At 58.6% G+C, this 20,094-nt stretch carries 18 protein-coding genes; 14 read left to right on the top strand and 4 right to left on the bottom strand.

Translation table 11 applies throughout. The features are described 5' to 3' along the window. Positions 1-54: 54 nt before the first annotated feature. A complete protein-coding gene (locus EE949_RS09885) occupies positions 55-1,029 on the bottom strand; it encodes a serine/threonine protein kinase (protein ID WP_122664105.1) in 975 nt (324 codons plus the stop codon). 186 nt (positions 1,030-1,215) lie between these two features. On the opposite strand from EE949_RS09885, the gene EE949_RS09890 reads away from it, so the two are divergent. From EE949_RS09890 to EE949_RS09915, 6 genes are all read left to right on the top strand, one after another. After that, positions 1,216-2,235: a LacI family DNA-binding transcriptional regulator gene (locus EE949_RS09890; RefSeq protein ID WP_122664106.1), complete on the top strand. Its 1,020-nt coding sequence runs from the start codon at positions 1,216-1,218 to the stop codon at positions 2,233-2,235. Continuing rightward, positions 2,219-3,223, top strand: a complete 1,005-nt coding sequence (locus EE949_RS09895) for an ABC transporter substrate-binding protein (protein ID WP_122664107.1) — start codon at positions 2,219-2,221, stop codon at positions 3,221-3,223. Before EE949_RS09890 ends, EE949_RS09895 begins: the two co-directional genes overlap by 17 nt. Positions 3,224-3,325: 102 nt before the next feature. Beyond that, positions 3,326-4,090 carry an ABC transporter permease gene (locus EE949_RS09900; protein ID WP_264760713.1) on the top strand — a complete coding sequence of 255 codons (765 nt, stop codon included), beginning with the start codon at positions 3,326-3,328 and terminating at the stop codon, positions 4,088-4,090. Continuing rightward, a complete protein-coding gene (locus tag EE949_RS09905; protein ID WP_122664109.1) occupies positions 4,087-4,881 on the top strand; it encodes an ABC transporter permease in 795 nt (264 codons plus the stop codon). The genes EE949_RS09900 and EE949_RS09905 overlap by 4 nt, the downstream gene beginning before the upstream one ends. After that, positions 4,878-5,909 (top strand): ABC transporter ATP-binding protein, encoded by a 1,032-nt coding sequence (locus EE949_RS09910; protein WP_122664110.1) that lies wholly within the window; start codon positions 4,878-4,880, stop codon positions 5,907-5,909. The genes EE949_RS09905 and EE949_RS09910 overlap by 4 nt, the downstream gene beginning before the upstream one ends. A gap of 159 nt (positions 5,910-6,068) precedes the next feature. Beyond that, positions 6,069-6,902, top strand: a complete 834-nt coding sequence (locus EE949_RS09915; protein WP_122664111.1) for a phosphodiesterase — start codon at positions 6,069-6,071, stop codon at positions 6,900-6,902. Positions 6,903-7,124: 222 nt separating this feature from the next. Here EE949_RS09915 and EE949_RS09920 read toward each other — a convergent pair whose 3' ends face one another. From EE949_RS09920 to EE949_RS09930, 3 genes are all read right to left on the bottom strand, one after another. Then, positions 7,125-9,026 carry a PhoX family protein gene (locus EE949_RS09920; RefSeq protein ID WP_122664112.1) on the bottom strand — a complete coding sequence of 634 codons (1,902 nt, stop codon included), beginning with the start codon at positions 9,024-9,026 and terminating at the stop codon, positions 7,125-7,127. Positions 9,027-9,108: 82 nt separating this feature from the next. Next, a complete protein-coding gene (locus EE949_RS09925) occupies positions 9,109-9,873 on the bottom strand; it encodes a TOBE domain-containing protein (RefSeq protein ID WP_122664113.1) in 765 nt (254 codons plus the stop codon). A gap of 207 nt (positions 9,874-10,080) precedes the next feature. Beyond that, the gene (locus EE949_RS09930) at positions 10,081-10,815 is read right to left on the bottom strand and encodes a ComF family protein (protein ID WP_122664114.1); all 735 of its coding nucleotides are present in this window, start codon (positions 10,813-10,815) and stop codon (positions 10,081-10,083) included. A 123-nt stretch (positions 10,816-10,938) separates the two neighbouring features. On the opposite strand from EE949_RS09930, the gene bioB reads away from it, so the two are divergent. The 8 genes from bioB to EE949_RS09970 all read left to right on the top strand — a co-directional run bounded on the left by bioB (position 10,939) and on the right by EE949_RS09970 (position 19,974). Continuing rightward, positions 10,939-11,994, top strand: coding sequence for a biotin synthase BioB (bioB, locus tag EE949_RS09935; protein WP_027901924.1), 1,056 nt, complete (start codon positions 10,939-10,941; stop codon positions 11,992-11,994). A gap of 122 nt (positions 11,995-12,116) precedes the next feature. Beyond that, entirely contained in the window at positions 12,117-13,307 is a 1,191-nt protein-coding gene (gene bioF, locus EE949_RS09940) for an 8-amino-7-oxononanoate synthase (RefSeq protein ID WP_122664115.1), read from the top strand. After that, the gene (locus EE949_RS09945; RefSeq protein WP_122664116.1) at positions 13,300-14,031 is read left to right on the top strand and encodes an alpha/beta fold hydrolase; all 732 of its coding nucleotides are present in this window, start codon (positions 13,300-13,302) and stop codon (positions 14,029-14,031) included. Before bioF ends, EE949_RS09945 begins: the two co-directional genes overlap by 8 nt. Beyond that, positions 14,024-14,836: a malonyl-ACP O-methyltransferase BioC gene (gene bioC, locus EE949_RS09950; RefSeq protein ID WP_122664117.1), complete on the top strand. Its 813-nt coding sequence runs from the start codon at positions 14,024-14,026 to the stop codon at positions 14,834-14,836. Before EE949_RS09945 ends, bioC begins: the two co-directional genes overlap by 8 nt. Positions 14,837-14,864: 28 nt before the next feature. Beyond that, positions 14,865-15,545 (top strand): dethiobiotin synthase, encoded by a 681-nt coding sequence (gene bioD / locus EE949_RS09955; protein WP_122664118.1) that lies wholly within the window; start codon positions 14,865-14,867, stop codon positions 15,543-15,545. A gap of 292 nt (positions 15,546-15,837) precedes the next feature. After that, a complete protein-coding gene (locus tag EE949_RS09960; RefSeq protein WP_122664119.1) occupies positions 15,838-16,134 on the top strand; it encodes a pyrroloquinoline quinone biosynthesis protein PqqE in 297 nt (98 codons plus the stop codon). A 377-nt stretch (positions 16,135-16,511) separates the two neighbouring features. Further along, entirely contained in the window at positions 16,512-18,317 is a 1,806-nt protein-coding gene (locus tag EE949_RS09965) for a phenylacyl-CoA dehydrogenase (RefSeq protein WP_122664120.1), read from the top strand. 364 nt (positions 18,318-18,681) lie between these two features. After that, positions 18,682-19,974, top strand: coding sequence for a GGDEF domain-containing protein (locus EE949_RS09970; protein WP_122664121.1), 1,293 nt, complete (start codon positions 18,682-18,684; stop codon positions 19,972-19,974). Positions 19,975-20,094 lie beyond the last annotated feature (120 nt).

A 20,094-nucleotide genomic window follows, 5' to 3' on the forward strand; every position in this document is an offset into this window, starting at 1 on the left:
CTCGCTCCTACAGGCCGGTTGTTTGCAGCGAGACAGCGCAGAGCGAACATTCATTCAAAACAACTTCAGCGGCTCCTCGTTAAGCGCCGATAGCTGCTCACGCAAGGCCAGGATCTGATCCCCCCAATAACGTTCGGTGCCAAACCACGGAAAGCTGTGCGGGAATGCCGGGTCGTCCCAGCGGCGGGCCAGCCAGGCGCTGTAATGCATCAGGCGCAAGGCGCGCAGCGGTTCTATCAGGGCCAGTTCACGTGGGTTGAAGTCATGGAATTCGTTATAGCCGTCCATCAACTCCGACAACTGCCCGAGGCATTCCTGGCGATCACCGGCCAACATCATCCAGATGTCCTGTACAGCCGGGCCCATGCGGCAGTCGTCGAGGTCGACGATGTGGAACATCTCGTCGCGCGCCATCATGTTGCCGGGGTGACAGTCACCGTGCATGCGGATGTTCCGATGCGGCGTGGCCGCGTAAGCATCTTCAACGCGCTTGAGCAGATCCTTCGCCACTGACTCGTAAGCAGGCAGCAAGCTGCGCGGTATGCAGTCGTTCTGCAGCAGGAAATCCAGCGAGGCCTGACCGAAGTTCTGCACGGCCAGCGCTTCGCGATGCTCGAAAGGCTTGGTCGCCCCCACCGCATGGATACGCCCGAGCAACTGCCCAAGACGATACAACTGATCAAGATTGCCCGGCTCTGGCGCACGGCCGCCGCGACGGGGGAACAGGGTGAAGCGAAACCCTGCGTGTTCGAACAGCGTCTGCCCGTTATGCACCATGGGGGCGACGACCGGGATATCGACGTTCGCCAGTTCGAAGGTGAAGCTGTGTTCTTCAAGGATGGCTTCGTTGGTCCAGCGCTGCGGTCGGTAGAACTTGGCGATCAACGGCTGGCCGTCTTCGATGCCGACCTGGTAAACGCGGTTCTCGTAGCTGTTGAGCGCAAGGATGCGGGCGTCACTGAGAAACCCGATGCTTTCAACGGCATCAAGGACCAGGTCTGGCGTAAGTGTTGCGAACGGGTGGGCCATGCTAACTCCTGCGCGCAGCAGGCTGCCGCGTCGGCCCGTGATGGTAGCGCAGACGGGCAGGGCATGGGGCTTTAGCTTCGCCGCAAAGTTGCGCACTGCAACCAAACTGTCATCACCTGTTAGCTGTAACGAAATATTGAATCGTTAATGTCGCCGCCAATGAGATCGATCTCAAGGCGAGCGAACGTGAGTGATTTGAAAGAAGTTGCACGACTGGCAGGCGTTTCGCGGGCAACTGCCGCACGGGCTTTTGCGTCCCCTGACGTCGTGCGCCCGACTACTCGCGATCAGGTGTTTGCTGCCGCCCGCGAGTTGGGTTTTCGGCCCAATCGCCTAGGGCGTCAGCTGCGTCTGCAAACCACCAATCTGATTGGTGTGATCGTGCCCAACCTGCTTAACCCGGTCTTCGCCGAACAGTTCCAGGCCATGGAACGTGCTGCGCGCTTGAAGGGCTACAACCTGCTGTTGGCGACGACCGATTACAGCAGCGAACGGGAAAGCGCCGTTGTTGAAGAGTTGCTGCGTCAGCGCGTCGATGGGCTGGTGCTGACCGTAACCGACGCCGAGAGCAATCGGGTCCTGCAAAGCCTGGTCAGCGAAGACACGCCGTTCGTGCTGGCCTATCACCAACCGGGCAATCCTGATTACAGCGCTGTGTCTGTGGATAACCGCGCGGGTATGGCGCTGGCGACGCGCTACTTGCTCGACTCCGGGCATCGCCGCATCGGCATGGTGGCCGGTCCTGCCTTGCAATCGGACCGCGCCCGTTTGCGTTACGCCGGTTATTGCGACGCCATGGCAGAGCAAGGTCTGGACAGCCTGCCGGTGATTGAAATGCCTGCGCATACCCAGGCCGATTTCGCCGCTATCGAGCCTTTGCTGCGCGGCCCCCATCGGCCCAGCGCGCTGGTCTGCTCCAACGATTTGCTGGCGATCAGCCTGATCGCCGAACTGCGCCGCAACGGCTGGAACGTGCCCGGCCAGCTTTCAGTGATTGGCTTCGATGGCATCGCCCTCGGCGCCCAGATGCATCCGACGCTGTGCAGCGTCGTGCAACCCATCGCGGAGCTGGCCAGCACCGTGATCGATCAACTGCTGGCGCAAATCGCCGGTGCCGCTCCGATTTCCCATTGCCTGCCTTGCCATATCCGGCCGGGTGAAAGTACTCAGCCCTACGAGGAGATGCTTCATGATCCGCTTCAGTAAAACCCTGGCAGCGCTGCTGCTGTGCGGTGCGGCCAGCCTGGCTCAGGCCGCTGAAACCGCCATCTGTTACAACTGCCCGCCAGAGTGGGCGGATTGGGGCACGCAACTCAAGGCAATTGCCGAGACCACTGGTGTGCAAGTGCCGCTGGACAACAAGAACTCCGGCCAGTCGCTGGCACAATTGGTCGCCGAGAAAGCCGCTCCGGTTGCCGACGTGGTGTATTACGGCGTGACTTTCGGCCTGCAGGCGCAGAAAGCGGGCGTGGTGGGCAGCTACAAACCAAAAGGCTGGGATCAGATTCCTGTTGGTTTGAAAGACCCTGAGGGCCACTGGTTCGCAATCCATTCCGGCACCTTGGGCATCATGGTCAACGTCGATGCACTGGGCGGTTTGCCGGTGCCGCAAAGCTGGGCCGATCTGCTCAAGCCTGAGTACAAAGGCATGGTTGGTTATCTGGATCCGTCCAGTGCCTTTGTCGGTTATGTGTCTGCGGTGGCGATCAACCAGGCCATGGGCGGCACGCTGGATGATTTCAAACCGGCCATCGACTACTTCCAGAAGCTGGCGAAAAACTCGCCGATCGTGCCGAAGCAAACCGCTTATGCCCGTGTGCTGTCGGGTGAGTTGCCGATCCTCGTCGACTACGACTTCAACGCCTATCGCGCTCGCTACAAAGACAAAGCCAACGTTGCGTTCGTGATCCCCAAGGAAGGCAGCATCAGCGTGCCGTACGTGATGAGCATTGTGGATAACGCGCCGCATCGCGCCAACGCTGAAAAGGTGCTGGATTTCACCCTGTCCGATCAAGGCCAGTCGCTGTGGGCCAAGGCTTATTTGCGTCCGGTGCGTGACGTGAAAATGCCTGCCGATGTTGCCGCGCAGTTCCTGCCGGACAGCGATTACGCCCGGGCTGGCGTTGTCGATTACGAACACATGGCCGCCGTGCAGGAAGCATTCGCAGTGCGCTATCTGAGTGAGGTCAAGTAAGTGACCGCTTCGGTTCTGAAAGCTCAGGGCGTGAAGCCGGGCAGGCGCGCAATTTTGCGCCTGCGCCCGACCGCGGCCTGGGCGCTGGCTCCGGCCGCCGCCATGCTGTTTGCGTTCTGGCTGCTGCCCTTGGCGCACCTGATTTTGCTGGGCGGCGAAAGCCGCGACGGCAGCGCGGGTTACTGGCAGGTGCTGAGCAGTGCGCAGTATCTGGGCAGTCTTGCCCAGACCTGCGTGTTGGCAATTGTCGTCACGCTGGCGGCTTTGCTGGTCGGCGGTATCAGTGGTGTATTCCTCGCCCGGCAGCGTTTTTTTGGTCGTTCGGCGCTGGTGGCTTTGCTGACTTTTCCGCTGGCGTTTCCTGGCGTGGTCGTAGGGTTTCTGGTGATTCTGCTGGCCGGTCGCCAAGGCTTGTTTGCGATGCTGGGCATGGAGTTGGCCGGTGAGCGCTGGATCTTTGCGTACTCGCTGACCGGGCTTTTTCTGGGCTACCTGTACTTCTCGATTCCGCGTGTGATTCTCACCGTGATGGCTGCGTGTGAAAGTCTGGATCGCAGCCTTGAAGAAGCTGCGCATTCTCTTGGCGCGGGTCATTGGCGAGTGGTGTGCGACGTGATCGTGCCGGGCCTCGCGCCAGCGTTGGTGTCCTGCGGAGCGATTTGTTTTGCGACTTCAATGGGCGCGTTCGGTACGGCGTTCACGTTGGGCACACGTCTGAATGTCACGCCCGTCGCGATCTACAACGTGTTCACCAACTACGCCAACTTCGCCGTTGCAGCTGCGCTGTCCGTGGTGCTGGGCGCGTTGACCTGGGCCGTGTTGCTGCTGGCTCGGCGCCTGGTGAAAAACTCGGGGACTGTCCTGTGAAGCGCTCATCGCTGTTTGTCATGCAACTGCTGTTTACCCTGTTGGTCTGCGCGTTCATGTTGGTGCCGGTGCTGTTGTCATTACTCGCCGGCCTGACGCGCAATTATTTCCAAGGCGTGTCGAGTGGGTTGACCTTCGACTGGTTGATTCAGGTTTGGCAGGCCTATTCGCCGACGGTCTGGTTGTCGATTCAACTGGCAGTGGCCTGTGCGGTGTGCGTCTGCGTGATTGGCGTACCGGCTGCGTATGCCTTGGTGCGGATGAACAACCGCTTCAGCCGTGCCTTTGAGGAATTGATGGTCTTGCCGGTGGCCATGCCCGGTCTGGCCAGCGCGCTGGCGTTGCTGCTGACCTACGGCCAGTTCGGCGGGTTTCGCAGCAGCTGGTTGTTCATTCTGGTGGGCCATGTGCTGTTCACGTTGCCGTTTCTGGTTCGTCCGGTGATGGCTGTCATGCAGCGTCAGCAACTGCCGGTGCTGGAAGAGGCTGCGGCCAGTCTGGGCGCAGGACCGTTCAAGCGATTCTTCAGCGTCGTGGTGCCTAACTGCCGAGCCGGGATTCTGGCCGGGGTGTTGATGGTCGTCACCTTGTCGTTGGGTGAGTTCAACCTGACCTGGATGCTCCACACGCCGATGACCAAAACCCTGCCGGTAGGTCTCGCCGACAGCTACGCGTCTGCGCGGCTGGAAGTTGCCAGTGCCAACACCCTTATTTTTCTGTTGATGATCGTGCCGCTGTTGATTGCGTTGCAGGCCATCAGCGCCCGTCTTTCCCGTGGAGAGAGTCGATGACCGGAACCACTATTCGTTTGCAGGGCTGCCGCAAGGCGTTCGCTGACGGCACCGTCGCTGTGCATGATCTGAACCTGACAATCGAGCCCGGCGAAACCCTCGCAATTCTCGGCCCGTCGGGGTGCGGTAAAACCACGACGTTGCGCCTGATCGCCGGGCTGGAAAGCACCGACGTCGGGCAGATCTTTTTCGGCGATAACGACGTCACCCGTCTGCCTATCGAGAAGCGTGACGTGGGCATGGTGTTCCAGAACTACGCGTTGTTTCCCAATCTGGATGTGGCCGGAAACATCGTTTACGGCCTGAAGATTCGCGGCATGTCGCCCGCTGAGCGCAACAAGCGCTGCGACGAGTTGCTGGAACTGGTCGGTTTGCAGGAGCACGGCAAGCGCAGCATTCACGAACTGTCCGGCGGCCAGCGTCAGCGGGTCGCATTGGCCCGCGCGCTGGCCCCACGTCCCCGGGTTTTGCTGCTCGATGAACCGCTGGCGGCACTGGATGCGCAATTGCGTGAGCGTTTGCGCAACGAGCTGAATGACCTGCTGCGCGGGTTGGGGATAACTTCGGTGTTCGTAACGCATGATCAGGGCGAGGCCATGGCGCTGGGCGACCGGATTCTGGTGATGGAGAAGGGGCGTGTCGCGCAACTGGCAACGCCTCGCGAGATTTATCAACAGCCCGCTAATGCCTTCGTCGCCAGTTTTGTCGGCAATCTCAATGCGTTTTCAGTGGTTGAACGTACGGCGCAGGGGCTGAAAGTCAGTGGCGGCGAGTTGCCGTGGACGGCTGCAAATCTGCCTTCGACGGTGTACTGCCGCCCCGAGCATTTGCGGGTGATGGACGGTGAGAGTCATCTGCGTGGTCGCTTGGTGGGGCAGTTCTTTCAAGGTGCCCAAAGCCGTTTGCTGGTGGATGTTGGCGCGCCTCAACCTCTGCTTGTGGACAGCGCTGACAATGTTATCCACAACCCCGGTGCGCTGATCAGCCTGGCCGTTGCGCCGCAGGTGTTGTTTACCCTGAACTCCTGATTTTGTGAGGCAAGTGGAGATCTTGTGGGAGCGAATTCATTCGCGAAAGCGGTGTGTCAGGCAATGATATTTCGCAGATCCGGCCCATTCGCGAATGAATTCGCTCCCACAGGACTGCGTTCCACTTCTGTTGATTCAGTTTTTTGTTGAGATCTAATTTTGAACCACCCATTCCTCATTGCGCAGATCAGCGATCTGCACCTTAAAGCTGGTCAGAAACTGACCTATGGCGTCGTCGATACCCTGGGTGCATTGCGCCGTGCTGTGGATCATCTGAACGCCAGCGTGCCGCGTCCCGATATCGTGGTGATCAGTGGCGATCTGGTGGACTTCGGTCGTGCGGATGAATACGCCGTGTTGCATCCAGAGCTCAAACGGCTGCACATGCCGTTCTATCTGGTGCCGGGGAATCATGATGATCGTCAGCACTTGTTGGCCGAGTTTGCCAACCAGACGTACCTGCCCCTTTCATCCGATGCGCCACTGGATTGGGTCGTGGAGGAGCATCCCGTGCGGTTGATCGGGCTTGATACAAGCATTCCCGGCTCCCACGGCGGACAACTGACGGAGTGTCAGTTGCTCTGGCTCGATGAGTTGCTGGCGCGCCGCCCGGATGTGCCGACCGTATTGGTTTTGCATCACCCGCCGTTCATCACCGGTATCGGCCATATGGACCGCGAGCCATTCAGAAACATTGTGCAGTTTGAAACAGTGATTGCGCGCCACCCGCAGGTCGAGCGCTTGCTGTGCGGGCATTTGCATCGTCCGATGCAGCGGCGTTTTGGCGGCAGCCTGGCTGCTATTTGTCCCGGTACTTCCCACCAGATCGTGCTTGATCTACAGGAAGAGGCTCCGGCGCATTTCAATCTGGAACCGGCGGGTTATCTGCTGCATCGCTGGCATCCAGAACAAGGGCTGGTGACTCACAATGCCGTGTTCGGCGAGTACCCGGGGCCGTATCCGTTTTATGACGTGAATGGGTTGATAGATTAGTCGGCGACAGCTTTAACGACCTGGTATACGACCTGTGGGAAATTCTATCTTGGCCTGCAAACCCAATTCCCGTGGGAGCGAATTCATTCGCGAAAGGGCCGGCCCAGACAATACATATTTAGCGTCTGGCAATCAGTCTTCCCGAATGAATTCGGTCCCACAGGGTTTGTATTCGTTTCTGGATTCTGCGGTGTTCGTGACACCGCAGAATCCAGAACAACATCAAGCGCCGATCACCCCACCATCATCCCGCGTGATCACCATTACCGATGAACGCGGTTTGCCGTTGGGCAGATGCTCAGGGAAGGTCGAGCCGCCGTTCTCACCGGGATGCTGGATGCCGACAAACATGGTTTTGTAGTCCGGCGCGAAGCTGATACCGGTGACTTCGCAACCGATCGGTCCGACCATGAAACGACGGATTTCGCCGCTGTGCGGGTCAGCACAAAGCATCTGGTTGTTGCCCATGCCCGCGAAGTCGCCCTTGTTGCTGGAGTCGCCGTCAGTCTGGATCCACAGACGACCGGCGCTATCAAAGCTCAGGCCGTCCGGGCTGTTGAACATGTTCTGCGGGTTGATGTTGCTCGACCCGCCTTGTGGTGTGCCGCTGTGGACAGTCGGGTTGCCCGCCACCACAAACAGGTCCCAGTCGAAGGCCATCGCCGAAGCGTTATCCTCATTTTCGCGCCAGCGCAGAATCTGCCCGTACTGGTTCTTCGCCCGAGGGTTAGGCCCACCGACCGGTTGCCCGTCATCGCCGCGTTTGACGTTGTTGGTCAGCGTGCAATAAACCTGACCGTCTTTAGGGCTGACGACAATCCATTCCGGCCGGTCCATGCGCGTGGCTTTCACGACGCTTGCTGCAAGACGTGCGTGGATCAGCACTTCAGCCTGGTTATTAAATCCGGCAGCTGCGTCCAGGCCGTTTTTGCCGTGGGTCAGTTCGATCCATTCGCCGGTACCTTTCGGGCGATCCGGGTTGCCGTCACCATTGTCGAAACGCGCGACATACAGCGTGCCGTGGTCCAGCAGGTTGCGGTTGGCTTTCGGGTCCTTGTGATTGATCTTGTCGCGGCTGATGAATTTGTAGATGAACTCGCCACGCTCGTCGTCGCCCATATACACCACAGCGCGACCGCCTTTGGTCTCGGCCAAAGCAGCGTTTTCGTGTTTGAAGCGGCCCAGTGCAGTACGTTTGACCGGGGTGGATTTCGGGTCGAACGGATCGATTTCCACAACCCAGCCGTGGCGATTGATCTCGTTGGGGTTCTTGGCCAGATCGAAGCGCGGGTCATGTTGATGCCAGTTGATGTCTTTGCTGGCGGCGACCGCGCCGTAGCGCTTGATGCCCGCGTCGAACTTCTGCTCGGCGTCGCTGCTGCCGAAGCAGTCAGTGAAGTTCTCTTCGCATGTCAGGTAAGTGCCCCACGGTGTTTTGCCGTTGGCGCAGTTCTGGAATGTCCCGAGGACTTTGGTGCCGGTGCTGTCGGCGGCGGTCTTGAGCCAGTCGTGCCCGGCGGCCGGGCCGCTCAGATTGATCGGGGCGTTGCCGTGAATGCGGCGGTTGTATTTGGAGTTCTGCACGAACTGCCATTTGCCATTCTTTTGCTGCACTTCGATTACCGACACGCCTTCACTGGCCAGCGCTTTGCGCACTTCTTCAGCAGATTGCGGTTCTTTGCCGTGATCGAACAGGTAGCGGTAGTTGGTGTATTCGTTGTTGATTGCCATCAGCGCGCGGTCTTTATGACCCGGCATCGGGAACAGGCTCATGCCATCGTTGTTGTCACCGAACTGCACTTCCTGCGCTTCAGCAGTGCCTTTACCGCTAGGGTCGAATGCCGGACCGCCAGCCTGCAGCGGCTGACCCCAACTGATCAGAACCGAAGAGGTATAGCCCGGTGGCAGGCTGATGCTGTCAGCCGTGGCGGCGGGGATGCTGTCGAAGCCGAGCAGCTTGCCTGATGCGGCGCTGACACTCTTGGCCAACGCAGTGCGGCTCAACAGGCCGCCGCCGAGAAACATCGCTGCGCCGCACAGGGCGCCTGCGGTGATGAAGCCACGGCGGGTCAGGCCGACCATTTGTTCGAGGTCTGTAGCTTGGTTTTCTTCTAGTAGTTTCATCAACACGGCTCCCAGCAGGTGTGGCAGACACCTTAGTGAGCGCATATGACGAAATTGTGTCGCCTCGATGACGCAGCGGCGCTTACAGCGGTGTGCCCAGCAGCACGAGGGATGGGGCGAATTGAACCTGTACAGGGCTGCCGCACTTCAACTTAAGGGCCGCAAGCTGCGCAGGCTCTGCGAGCGCACACAGAATCTGCCCGCTGGGCAGGGTAATGCGCACCTCGCTTGGGCCATTGGTTGCGTCGGTAATGTCTTCTATCGTGCCGCTCAGGCAATTGTGTCCATTTGTTACTGAGCTACCCTCAGCTCTAAGCTCCAGCCAGCCGGCCTTGATCAGCGCGACGACGTCGGTGTCGATCGTTAAATCCAGCCTTAGCGTGCTGTCGTGGGTAATCTGCGCATCAATGAACACATCTCCCGCCAGACGCAGGCGAACCAGATCGTTGTGACCGTGAGCGGTAATGCTCTCGATACGCCCCAACAACTGATTGCGAGCACTGGTGCGTAAGGTGAGGCGACTGAGTAAATCCAGGTCGCCACTTTCCTCGGTGGCTTCCAGCACTTGAGCCTGAAGTGCCTGCAAGCGTTGGTACAGCCGCAGCACACGTTCACCTTCCACCGAAAGCTTCGCACCCCCACCGCCCCGGCCACCCACGCTGCGCTCCACCAGCGGTTTTTGCGCCAGATTGTTCAGCTCATCAATGGCATCCCACGCAGCCTTGTAGCTCAACCCCGCACTCTTGGCAGCACGGGTAATCGAGCCTTGCTCGGCAATGTGCTGCAACAGCGCAATGCGTTGCGGGCGACGGACCATGTGTTGAGTGAGCAGAGTGGGTAGGGGCATGAGGGCTGCTTTTGGGTCGTGATGATGGCGGGCAGTGTAAGGCATTGGTGTTTTTGTAGGTGCTGGCGGATGTGCACGCTACGCATGTTACCTCCCGGTAAACATCGGACCTGTAGGAGTTGCCGAAGGCTGCGATGGCGGTGGGTCAGGATGAATGCTTCGCAGCCTTCGGCAGCTCCTACAAATGTCGTTCTCTATTGACGGTAATCAATCCCCCGGTTTGGGCGTCCGCGCCAGGCAATAAACATCCACCCGACACGCCCCGGCTTTGATCAGCAGCTTTGCAATCACATCCGCCGTTGAACCAGTTGTCAGCACGTCGTCCACCAACGCCACATGCTTGCCTTTAATCTTTTCTTCATCGACCACGACAAACGCATCTCGCAGGTTGCGCTTGCGGGCCTTTGCGTCGAGGCCCTGTTGGGCGGGAGTTTCAAGCGTACGCAGCACGAGGCGGTCGGGGACGGGGATTTGCAGTTGCTCGCCCAGCCAGTCCGCCAGCATCGCAGCCTGGTTGTAACCGCGTTGGCGCAGGCGTTTTACGGCCATGGGCACGGGTAACAGGAAGTCCGGGCGGGACAGGTTTTCCTCAAAACGATGCTGCAGAAACTGCTCGAGCAATTGCGCCATCAGGCGTCCCATTGGCCAATTGCCCTGGTGCTTGAAGCGCGTGATCAGGCTGTCGATGGGGAATTCATACAGCCAGGGCGCTGCGACTTCATCGAAGGCGGGGGAGTGCCGGTCGCATTGCGCGCAACTCAGGCCTGACATCGCCAGTGGCAGCGCGCATTGCTGGCATTGGTCGCCGAGCCAGGGCAGTTCGGTTTCGCAGGCAGTGCAGATTGCATAAACCGTGTCTGTCGATTCGTCGCATAACAAACAGGTCTGGTTGTTTTTTAACCAGATGTAAACCTGAAAGGTAGGATTTGGTTGACAGGGCATGGCTCTTCCTTAAACATAATGAAACATCCATGTCGCGCCTGTGGACTTTTGGCCTGCGCAAGCAGGGTCGAGTCGCAGGTTGTTAACCAAAAGATACAGAGCAGAAAAACCGAGGACCGCCCGATGAGCGCCAGCACTACCGCCACTTTGCGTCATGACTGGACTTTAGCTGAGGTCAGAGCGCTGTTCGTACAGCCTTTCAATGACCTGCTGTTTCAGGCGCAGACGGTGCACCGCGCTCATTTCGACGCCAATCGCGTTCAGGTTTCGACGCTGCTGTCGATCAAGACGGGCGCCTGCCCGGAGGACTGCAAGTACTGTCCGCAATCGGGTCACTACAACACCGGTCTGGAAAAAGAAAAGCTGCTGGAAGTACAGAAGGTTCTCGAAGAAGCCGCTCGCGCCAAGGCCATTGGTTCGACTCGCTTCTGCATGGGCGCTGCCTGGAAACATCCATCGGCCAAAGACATGCCTTACGTGCTGGAAATGGTCAAAGGCGTGAAGGCCATGGGCCTTGAGACCTGTATGACCCTGGGGCGTCTGGATCAGGAACAGACCGAAGCGCTCGCTTCAGCCGGTCTGGATTACTACAACCACAACCTTGATACCTCGCCGGATTTCTACACCAGCATCATCACCACCCGCACCTACAGCGAGCGTCTGCAGACCCTGGCTTACGTGCGCGATTCGGGGATGAAGATCTGTTCGGGTGGCATTCTGGGTATGGGTGAGTCCCTGGATGACCGCGCTAATTTGCTGATCCAGTTGGCCAATCTGCCAGAGCATCCTGAGTCGGTGCCAATCAACATGTTGGTCAAGGTCGCCGGTACGCCGTTGGAAAATGCCGAGGACATCGACCCGTTTGATTTCATTCGTATGCTTGCCGTGGCGCGCATTCTGATGCCGCAGTCTCACGTGCGCCTGTCGGCAGGGCGTGAAGCCATGAACGAGCAAATGCAGGCGCTGGCGTTTTTTGCCGGTGCCAACTCGATTTTCTATGGCGACAAGCTGCTGACCACCGCCAACCCGCAGGCGGACAAGGACATGCTGTTGTTCTCGCGGTTGGGCATCAAGCCGGAAGCTCGCGAAGAGCACGCCGATGAAGTGCATCAAGCCGCGATTGAGCAGGCGCTGGTCGAACAGAAGAGCAGCGAGCAGTTTTATAACGCTGTGGTTTGACGCACAGATTTCTTTTGGTGCGCGGTCCTGTGGGAGCGGTGCTTGCCCGCGATTTTGGTTGACCCTATCGCGGGCAAGCACCGCTCCCACATGGTTCTCCACACGGCATCCTCGAGGCCCCCATGTCTTTCGATCTGAGCGCACGTCTGGCTTCCCGGCGTGCTGACAATCTCTATCGCCAGCGCCCTTTGCTGCAAAGCCCGCAAGGCCCTGAAGTGGTGGTCGACGGCAAGCCGTTGCTGGCGTTCTGTAATAACGACTATCTGGGGCTCGCCAATCATCCTGAGGTGATTGCTGCATGGCAGGCTGGCGCAGATAAATGGGGGGTCGGCGGTGGCTCTTCGCATCTGGTGATCGGCCACAGCAGCCCGCATCACGCGCTCGAAGAAGCGTTGGCCGAGCTTACCGGCCGACCCCGTGCGTTGTTATTTTCCAATGGCTACATGGCCAACCTCGGCGCAGTTACCGCGCTGGTGGGGCAGGGCGATACCGTGCTCGAAGACCGGCTCAATCACGCTTCGTTGCTGGATGCCGGTTTGCTCAGCGGAGCCCGCTTTTCCCGTTATCTGCACAACGATGCACAGAGTTTGAGTTCACGTCTGGAGAAAGCCGTTGGCGATACGCTGGTGGTGACCGACGGCGTGTTCAGCATGGACGGTGACATCGCCGACCTGCCGACGCTGGCTCAAACCGCGAAAGCCAAGGGTGCCTGGTTGATGGTCGATGATGCTCATGGTTTCGGCCCATTGGGCGCCAATGGCGGGGGCATCGTCGAACACTTCGGTCTAGGCATCAATGAGGTGCCGGTATTGATCGGCACGCTGGGCAAAGCGTTCGGCACATCCGGGGCTTTTGTGGCGGGAAGCGACGAGTTGATCGAAACCATGATTCAGTTTGCCCGCCCCTACATCTACACCACCAGTCAGCCGCCCGCGCTGGCTTGCGCAACCCTGAAAAGCCTTGAGCTGCTGCGCACCGAGCATTGGCGTCGTGAGCATCTGGCGCAACTCATCGCGCAGTTTCGCGCCGGGGCCGAACAGATTGGCCTGACGTTGATGGACAGCTTCACGCCGATCCAGCCGATCCTGATTGGCGATGCCGGGCAGGCGATGCGGCTTTCGGAGATGCTGCGTGAGCACGGTCTTCTGGTGACCGCGATTCGTCCTCCCACCGTACCCGCAGGCAGTGCGCGTTTGCGTGTGACGTTGTCTGCCGCGCACAGCTCCGCACAAGTGCAGCTATTGTTGAATGCATTGGCGCAGTGTTACCCGCTGCTGGGTTCGAGCGAATCGGTGGAGCCAAAACATGCGTGATCGGTTGATTCTGTTGCCGGGCTGGGGCTTGGGCATATCGCCTCTGGAACCGTTGGCTGCTGCTTTACGTGGCCTGGATGATCATTTGCGGGTGGAAATCGAGCCGTTGCCAGACCTGGACAGCAGCGACCCTCGCGAATGGCTCGATGAACTGGATTCGACGTTGCCTGATGACGCTTGGTTGGGTGGCTGGTCGCTGGGCGGCATGCTCGCGGCTGAGCTGGCGGCGCGTCGAGGTGAGCGTTGCTGTGGCTTGGTGACGCTGGCCAGCAACGCCAGCTTTGTGCCTCGCGGAGCCTGGCCCAATGCAATGCCTGCCGGAGATTTTGATGCATTCCTGACCGGGTGCATCGATCATCCTGACGCGACCTTGAAGCGCTTCAGCCTGCTTTGCGCGCAAGGTGCTGAAGATCCTCGTGCGATTTCGCGCCTGCTCAAGGCTGGTGCACCGCACGGCTCGGTCAATTCGTTGGTGCATGGCCTGCAGTTGCTTGAGCAACTCGATACCCGAAGCGCGTTGCAGACTTTTCGAGGGCCGCAGTTGCACCTGTTCGCAGGACTGGATGCCTTTGTTCCGGCCGAAGCTGCGAGCGATCTGCTGGCGCTTTTACCCGACGTGGAGGTGGGGGTGATCGAACAGGCCAGCCACGCCTTCCTGCTGGAAAACCCTCACGGTGTCGCAGCGGCGATCCACGCGTTTCTTCATGAGTCCGGTGATGACTGATCTTTCCAATCCAAAGCTGCCAGGCGGTTTGCCAGACAAACGCCAGGTGGCTGCATCTTTTTCCCGTGCGGCGGGCAGTTATGACAGCGTTGCCGAGTTGCAGCGCGCAGTGGGCGGCGAACTGTTTTCACGTCTCCCTGCCGAGCTGAGTCCCGGTCGCTGGCTGGATCTTGGCAGCGGCACCGGCTATTTCAGCCGGGCACTGGCCGAGGCGTATGACGGTACCGAAGGGGTTGCGCTGGACATTGCCGAAGGCATGTTGCGCCATGCACGACCGCTCGGTGGCGCTGAACATTTTGTGGTTGGCGATGCAGAGCGCATGCCGCTGCGGGATGAGCATTTCGGGCTGATTTTCTCCAGTCTCGCGGTGCAGTGGTGTGCCGATTTTGCTGCTGTGCTGGGTGAGGCCCGTCGCGTGCTGCAACCCGGTGGGGTGTTCGCTTTTGCCAGTCTGTGTGTAGGCACCCTTTATGAACTGCGCGACAGCTGGCAGGCGGTCGACGGTATGGTTCACGTCAACCGCTTCCGGCAACTCGATGATTATCAGCGGCTGTGCGCAGCGAGTGGTATGCGCGTACGCTCTATTGAGGTCAGGCCTCATGTCCTGCACTACCCGGATCTGCGGAGCCTGACTCACGAACTGAAAGCGTTGGGTGCACACAATCTGAACCCGGGACGCCCAGGCGGTTTGACCGGACGCGCACGGCTACTAGCCTTGATTGAGGCGTACGAAGGTTATCGTCAGCCGCAAGGTTTACCGGCGACCTACCAGGTCGTCTACGCGGTGCTGGAAAAAACCGCCTGAGTTCACCATGTAAAAAGGGATTGCCGAGATGAGCCGTGCGTACTTCATCGCAGGCACCGACACCGATGTCGGTAAAACCACCATTGCTGCGGGCCTGCTTCATGCCGCAAGGTCTAGTGGGCTGAGTACCCTGGCAGGTAAACCGGTGGCTTCGGGCTGTGCGGTTGGCCCGGACGGGCTGCGTAACCCGGACGCCCTTGCATTGATGGCCGAGAGTTCTGTGAAGCTGGGTTATGACGAGGTCAACCCGTTTGCCTTCGAACCCGCCATCGCGCCTCATCTGGCTGCCCGTGAGGCGGGTATCGCCTTGACGGTGCAGGCGCTGCTTGGCCCGATGCGTTTACTACTGGCCCGCAATGCCGATTTCACCCTGATCGAAGGGGCGGGCGGCTGGCGCGTGCCCTTGGCGGATCAGGCCAATCTGTCGGATTTGGCCATCGGTCTGCAATTGCCCGTGATTCTTGTCGTCGGCGTGCGCCTCGGGTGTATCAGCCATGCGTTGCTGACTGCCGAGGCCATCGCTGCAGATGGGCTGCAATTGGCCGGTTGGGTGGCCAATATCATCGATCCGAAAACCTCACGGCTTGAAGAAAATCTGGCGACTCTTGCGGAGCGATTGCCTGCGCCGTGTCTGGGGCGCGTGCCTAAATTGAAGAAAGCAGGCGCTGATGCGGTGGCGGAGTATCTGCATCTGGAGTTGCTGGATTGATCGCTGCGTGGTTTATGCAGGAGCTGCCGAAGGCTGCGATTGCGGTCTGTCTGACCCACCGCTTCGCGACCGTCGTAACCTCCGATGGCTCCTACAGGGAGTCGGTGTGGCTAGAATGTGCGCTACTGCACAAAAATTGATCAAAGTTGTGCGGGCCGAAACAGTAAACTGGCCAAGCCAGAAAGGCTAAGCCTATGAAGAGGCTTTGTGCCATTAGTCTTTTTGTCGGGTGTTTCACCGGGTTTACTGCTTAAATAAGCCCGTGTTCGCTTTACGAACAGAGGATCGATTTATGCAAATCACCATGAACAACACGCTGTATCCAGGCCTTAGCGCTATGGAAGTTGGGCAGTCGCGTGTCGATCAGGCGGCTACCCAAATCGCTAGCAGCAACATTGAAGTCTCCGGCAGAAGCCAGTCTTCGGACTTCCAGCTGGAAAACCTGCGTTCGGTTGATCGCTCTCAGCGTTCAGACCTGTCCGCTAATCTGGTTGAAATGGCTTCTGGCAAAAACCAGGTTGAAGCCGGTGTAGCCGTGCAAAAGGCCAGCGACGAAATGCTCGGCACTTTGATTGATACTTACGCTTGATTGATACATACGCCTGATTTACCCCTCGTTTTGTAACTCTTCATTGCCGTGCGATCTGCGCACGGCATGCGCTGAATTCCCCGCTATCACCCGCTTCTATTTCCTCTGTTCACCCTCTGCAAGTCAGCCTCTCTCAACTAGACTCATGGCATCGACGAACGGCGAGTGCTGTGCTGTACGCCTCTGTCTGTGCGCCCTGCAAAACATCTCTAGATGAAAGGTTGCGGACGCATGCTTGACAAGGTTTGGGCGTAAACGTATGTTTCAAACACCTGTTTGACCGCTAGGCATCCGAGATTGTCCGGTGGTTGGGGAACGTTCCCGCAGCGACCGATCGGTCATACATTTCCAGGTTTCATCAGCAGAGGTTTATCGCTATGCCTGATTACAAGGCCCCCTTGCGTGATATTCGCTTCGTTCGTGACGAACTGCTCGGCTACGAAGCGCATTATCAAAGTCTGCCGGCTTGCCAGGACGCTACTCCAGATATGGTCGACGCCATTCTTGAAGAAGGCGCCAAGTTTTGTGAGCAGGTGCTGGCACCGCTGAATCGTGTGGGTGATCTGGAAGGTTGTACCTGGAGCGAGTCGGGCGTGAAAACGCCGAGCGGCTTCAAAGAGGCTTACAAACAATTCGTCGAAGGCGGCTGGCCAAGCCTGGCGCACGACGTTGAGCACGGTGGTCAGGGCTTGCCTGAGTCCCTGGGGCTGGCGGTTAGTGAGATGGTCGGCGAAGCCAACTGGTCCTGGGGCATGTACCCAGGCCTGTCCCATGGCGCGATGAACACCATTTCCGAACACGGCACCGAAGAACAGCAGCATCTGTACCTGACCAAGCTGGTGTCGGGCGAATGGACCGGCACCATGTGCCTGACCGAATCCCACTGCGGTACCGACCTGGGCATGCTGCGCACCAAGGCTGAACCTCAGGCTGATGGCTCTTATCGTGTCACCGGCACCAAAATCTTTATTTCGGCTGGCGAGCACGACATGGCCGACAACATCGTCCACATCGTATTGGCGCGCCTGCCGGATGCTCCAGCGGGTACTAAAGGCATCTCGCTGTTCATCGTGCCGAAATTCCTGCCGAATGCTGATGGCAGTGTTGGCGAGCGCAACGCTGTGACCTGTGGTTCTCTTGAACACAAGATGGGCATTCACGGCAACGCGACGTGCGTGATGAACTTCGACGCGGCCACCGGCTTCCTGATCGGTCCTGCGAACAAGGGCCTGAATTGCATGTTCACCTTCATGAACACTGCGCGTCTGGGGACTGCACTGCAAGGTCTGGCCCACGCCGAAATCGGTTTCCAGGGCGGCCTGAAATACGCGCGTGATCGTCTGCAAATGCGCTCGCTGACTGGCCCGAAAGCGCCGGACAAGGCTGCCGACCCGATCATCGTTCACCCCGATGTGCGTCGCATGCTGCTGACCATGAAAGCGTTCTCTGAAGGCACCCGTGCCATGGTGTACTTCACCGCCAAACAGGTGGATATCGCCAAGTACAGTCAGGATGCCGAGCACAAGAAGCAGGCTGACGCGCTGTTGGCATTCATGACGCCGATTGCCAAGGCGTTCATGACTGAAGTGGGCTTTGAGTCCGCTAACCACGGTGTGCAAATCTACGGTGGACACGGTTTCATTGCCGAGTGGGGCATGGAGCAGAACGTTCGCGACAGCCGTATTTCGATGCTGTACGAAGGCACCACCGGTATTCAGGCGCTGGACCTGTTGGGCCGTAAAGTGCTGATGACTCAAGGCGAAGCGCTCAAGGGCTTCACCAAGATCGTCCACAAGTTCTGCCAGAACAACGAGGGTGCCGAAGCCGTTCAGGAGTTCATCACTCCGCTCGCGGCTTTGAATAAGGAGTGGGGCGAACTGACCATGAAAGTGGGCATGGCCGCCATGAAAGATCGTGAAGAAGTCGGTGCTGCCTCGGTGGATTACCTGATGTATTCCGGTTACGCCTGCCTGGCTTACTTCTGGGCTGACATGGCCCGTGTGGCGGCCGAGAAACTTGCGGCCGGCACCAGCGAAGAGGCGTTCTACACCGCCAAACTGCAGACTGCGCGTTTCTATTTCCAGCGCATCCTGCCACGCACCCGTTCACACGTAGCCGCCATGCTGTCCGGTGCCAATAACCTGATGGACATGAAAGAAGAGGATTTCGGCCTGGCTTACTAAGCTTCGTCGGTTTCACTCAAAGCCGCTTCTCCTTCGGGGGAAGCGGCTTTTTTGTTGGTTGGGAGAGTGGGGGATATATCTCCTGTGGCAGCGAATTCATTCGCGAAGACGCCGGTACATCCAGTGCATCATCGTCGTTTATGCCGCCGCTTTCCCCGATGAATCCGGTCCCACAGGATCAGTGCACATTCAGGTTATCTGAGCCGTCACGCGATCTTCATCTCCTGCCAATAAACATTTCCGGATTGCTGCCGTTAAAGAAAGTAGCCTGCTATTTAGTTCTTCTGAATGCATATCCGAGCGGATGAAGGCACAATGCCAGCTACTGAGTTCTTTACCCTGCGATGGGTAGGAGACATCCCTTTTGTTGCGTTCTTCTGCTGCACGTTTGAGTCATTTTTTGCCGTCGCTATTTTTATTGCTTGCGGGGCTGGCGGCCGCCTATGTCAAAGACTTGAACGTCTTCTTCACGTCCCTGTTCAACGTTCTGCCTACGCTGGTTCTTCTGCTGGGCGGCGCGTATTGCTGTGTCTATCGGCGTCAGCGCGAGCTGTTCCTGATGATCACCGTGTATATCGCTTACTTTCTGCTCGATACCCAGACCGATTATTTCCGCGACAACGGTGTTGTCCGTGAAGACGCAGCGGTCGTGTTCCATCTGGTGTGCCTGTTACTGCCGCTACTTTATGGCGTTTACGCCGCCTGGGAGGAGCGAACTCATCTGGTACAGGACCTGATAGCGCGGCTTGCGGTGTTGGTCGCCGTTGGCGCGGTTGCGCTGGGGCTTGAGCAGAGCTACCCCGCGGCGTTGCTGGCTTCACTGGCGGAAATCCGCTGGCCAGCGCTGCATGGCTCGTGGATGAGCCTGATTCAGCTGTCTTATTTGTCCTTCCTGATTGCCTTCGGTCTGTTGATTGCGCAATACGTACGCAAGCCCCGGCCGCTGCATGCCGCGCAGTTGATCGGGTTGCTGGGATTGTTCTGGGCGTTGCCGAAAACCTTCATTTTGCCGTTCACGCTGAACATCATGTGCAGCCAGGTGATGTTGATGATTGCAGCGGGTGTCGCCCATGAGGCTTATCAAATGGCATTCCGCGACGAGCTGACCGGCTTGCCTGGGCGTCGGGCTCTCAATGAACGCATGCAGCGCCTGGGGCGTAACTATGTTCTGGCGATGAGCGATGTCGATCACTTCAAGAAATTCAACGATACCCATGGCCATGACGTGGGTGATCAGGTGCTACGTCTGGTGGCCAGCAAGCTGTCGAGGATTACCAACGGCGGCGGCAAGGCTTATCGGTATGGTGGGGAGGAGTTCGCCATCGTCTTCGCCGCCAAGTCCATCGAGGAATGTATTCCGCATCTGGAAGCCATTCGCGAATTGATCGCCAACTATGAAATCCAGCTGCGCAATCCGGATAATCGCCCTAAAGACGATCAGCAAGGTCGTCAGCGGCGAGGTGCGGGGCCTGCGACCAGTGTGTCGGTAACTGTCAGTATTGGTGTAGCCGAGCGTCTGCCGGAGCACCGTACCCCCGAAGAAGTCCTGAAGGCGGCCGACCAGGCGCTCTATGCCGCCAAAGGCGCAGGCCGCAACTGCGTCATGTCCCATGGGCAGAGCACCAAGCGCGGTGCTGTGCGGACTGCAGCTGCTTAATTTTTTCCGCACGCGCTCATCAAACAAAATGCAAATTGATTGAAATGCATTTTCTGTAGGAGCTGCCGAAGGCTGCGAAGCATTTCTCCTGATACACCGCTATCGCAGCCTTCGGCAGCT

The sequence above is a fragment of the Pseudomonas viridiflava genome (assembly GCF_900602065.1).
Taxonomy (GTDB): Bacteria; Pseudomonadota; Gammaproteobacteria; order Pseudomonadales; family Pseudomonadaceae; genus Aquipseudomonas.

Bases quoted from the DNA above. Each gene is read 5' to 3' on its own strand.
- EE949_RS09885 (WP_122664105.1), bottom strand. From the start codon at position 1,029: ATGGCCCACCCGTTCGCAACACTTACGCCAGACCTGGTCCTTGATGCC.
- EE949_RS09895 (WP_122664107.1), top strand. From the start codon at position 2,219: ATGATCCGCTTCAGTAAAACCCTGGCAGCGCTGCTGCTGTGCGGTGCG.
- EE949_RS09900 (WP_264760713.1), top strand. From the start codon at position 3,326: ATGCTGTTTGCGTTCTGGCTGCTGCCCTTGGCGCACCTGATTTTGCTG.
- EE949_RS09910 (WP_122664110.1), top strand. From the start codon at position 4,878: ATGACCGGAACCACTATTCGTTTGCAGGGCTGCCGCAAGGCGTTCGCT.
- EE949_RS09920 (WP_122664112.1), bottom strand. From the start codon at position 9,026: ATGAAACTACTAGAAGAAAACCAAGCTACAGACCTCGAACAAATGGTC.
- EE949_RS09925 (WP_122664113.1), bottom strand. From the start codon at position 9,873: ATGCCCCTACCCACTCTGCTCACTCAACACATGGTCCGTCGCCCGCAA.
- EE949_RS09930 (WP_122664114.1), bottom strand. From the start codon at position 10,815: ATGCCCTGTCAACCAAATCCTACCTTTCAGGTTTACATCTGGTTAAAA.
- bioB (WP_027901924.1), top strand. From the start codon at position 10,939: ATGAGCGCCAGCACTACCGCCACTTTGCGTCATGACTGGACTTTAGCT.
- bioF (WP_122664115.1), top strand. From the start codon at position 12,117: ATGTCTTTCGATCTGAGCGCACGTCTGGCTTCCCGGCGTGCTGACAAT.
- EE949_RS09945 (WP_122664116.1), top strand. From the start codon at position 13,300: ATGCGTGATCGGTTGATTCTGTTGCCGGGCTGGGGCTTGGGCATATCG.
- bioC (WP_122664117.1), top strand. From the start codon at position 14,024: ATGACTGATCTTTCCAATCCAAAGCTGCCAGGCGGTTTGCCAGACAAA.
- bioD (WP_122664118.1), top strand. From the start codon at position 14,865: ATGAGCCGTGCGTACTTCATCGCAGGCACCGACACCGATGTCGGTAAA.
- EE949_RS09960 (WP_122664119.1), top strand. From the start codon at position 15,838: ATGCAAATCACCATGAACAACACGCTGTATCCAGGCCTTAGCGCTATG.
- EE949_RS09965 (WP_122664120.1), top strand. From the start codon at position 16,512: ATGCCTGATTACAAGGCCCCCTTGCGTGATATTCGCTTCGTTCGTGAC.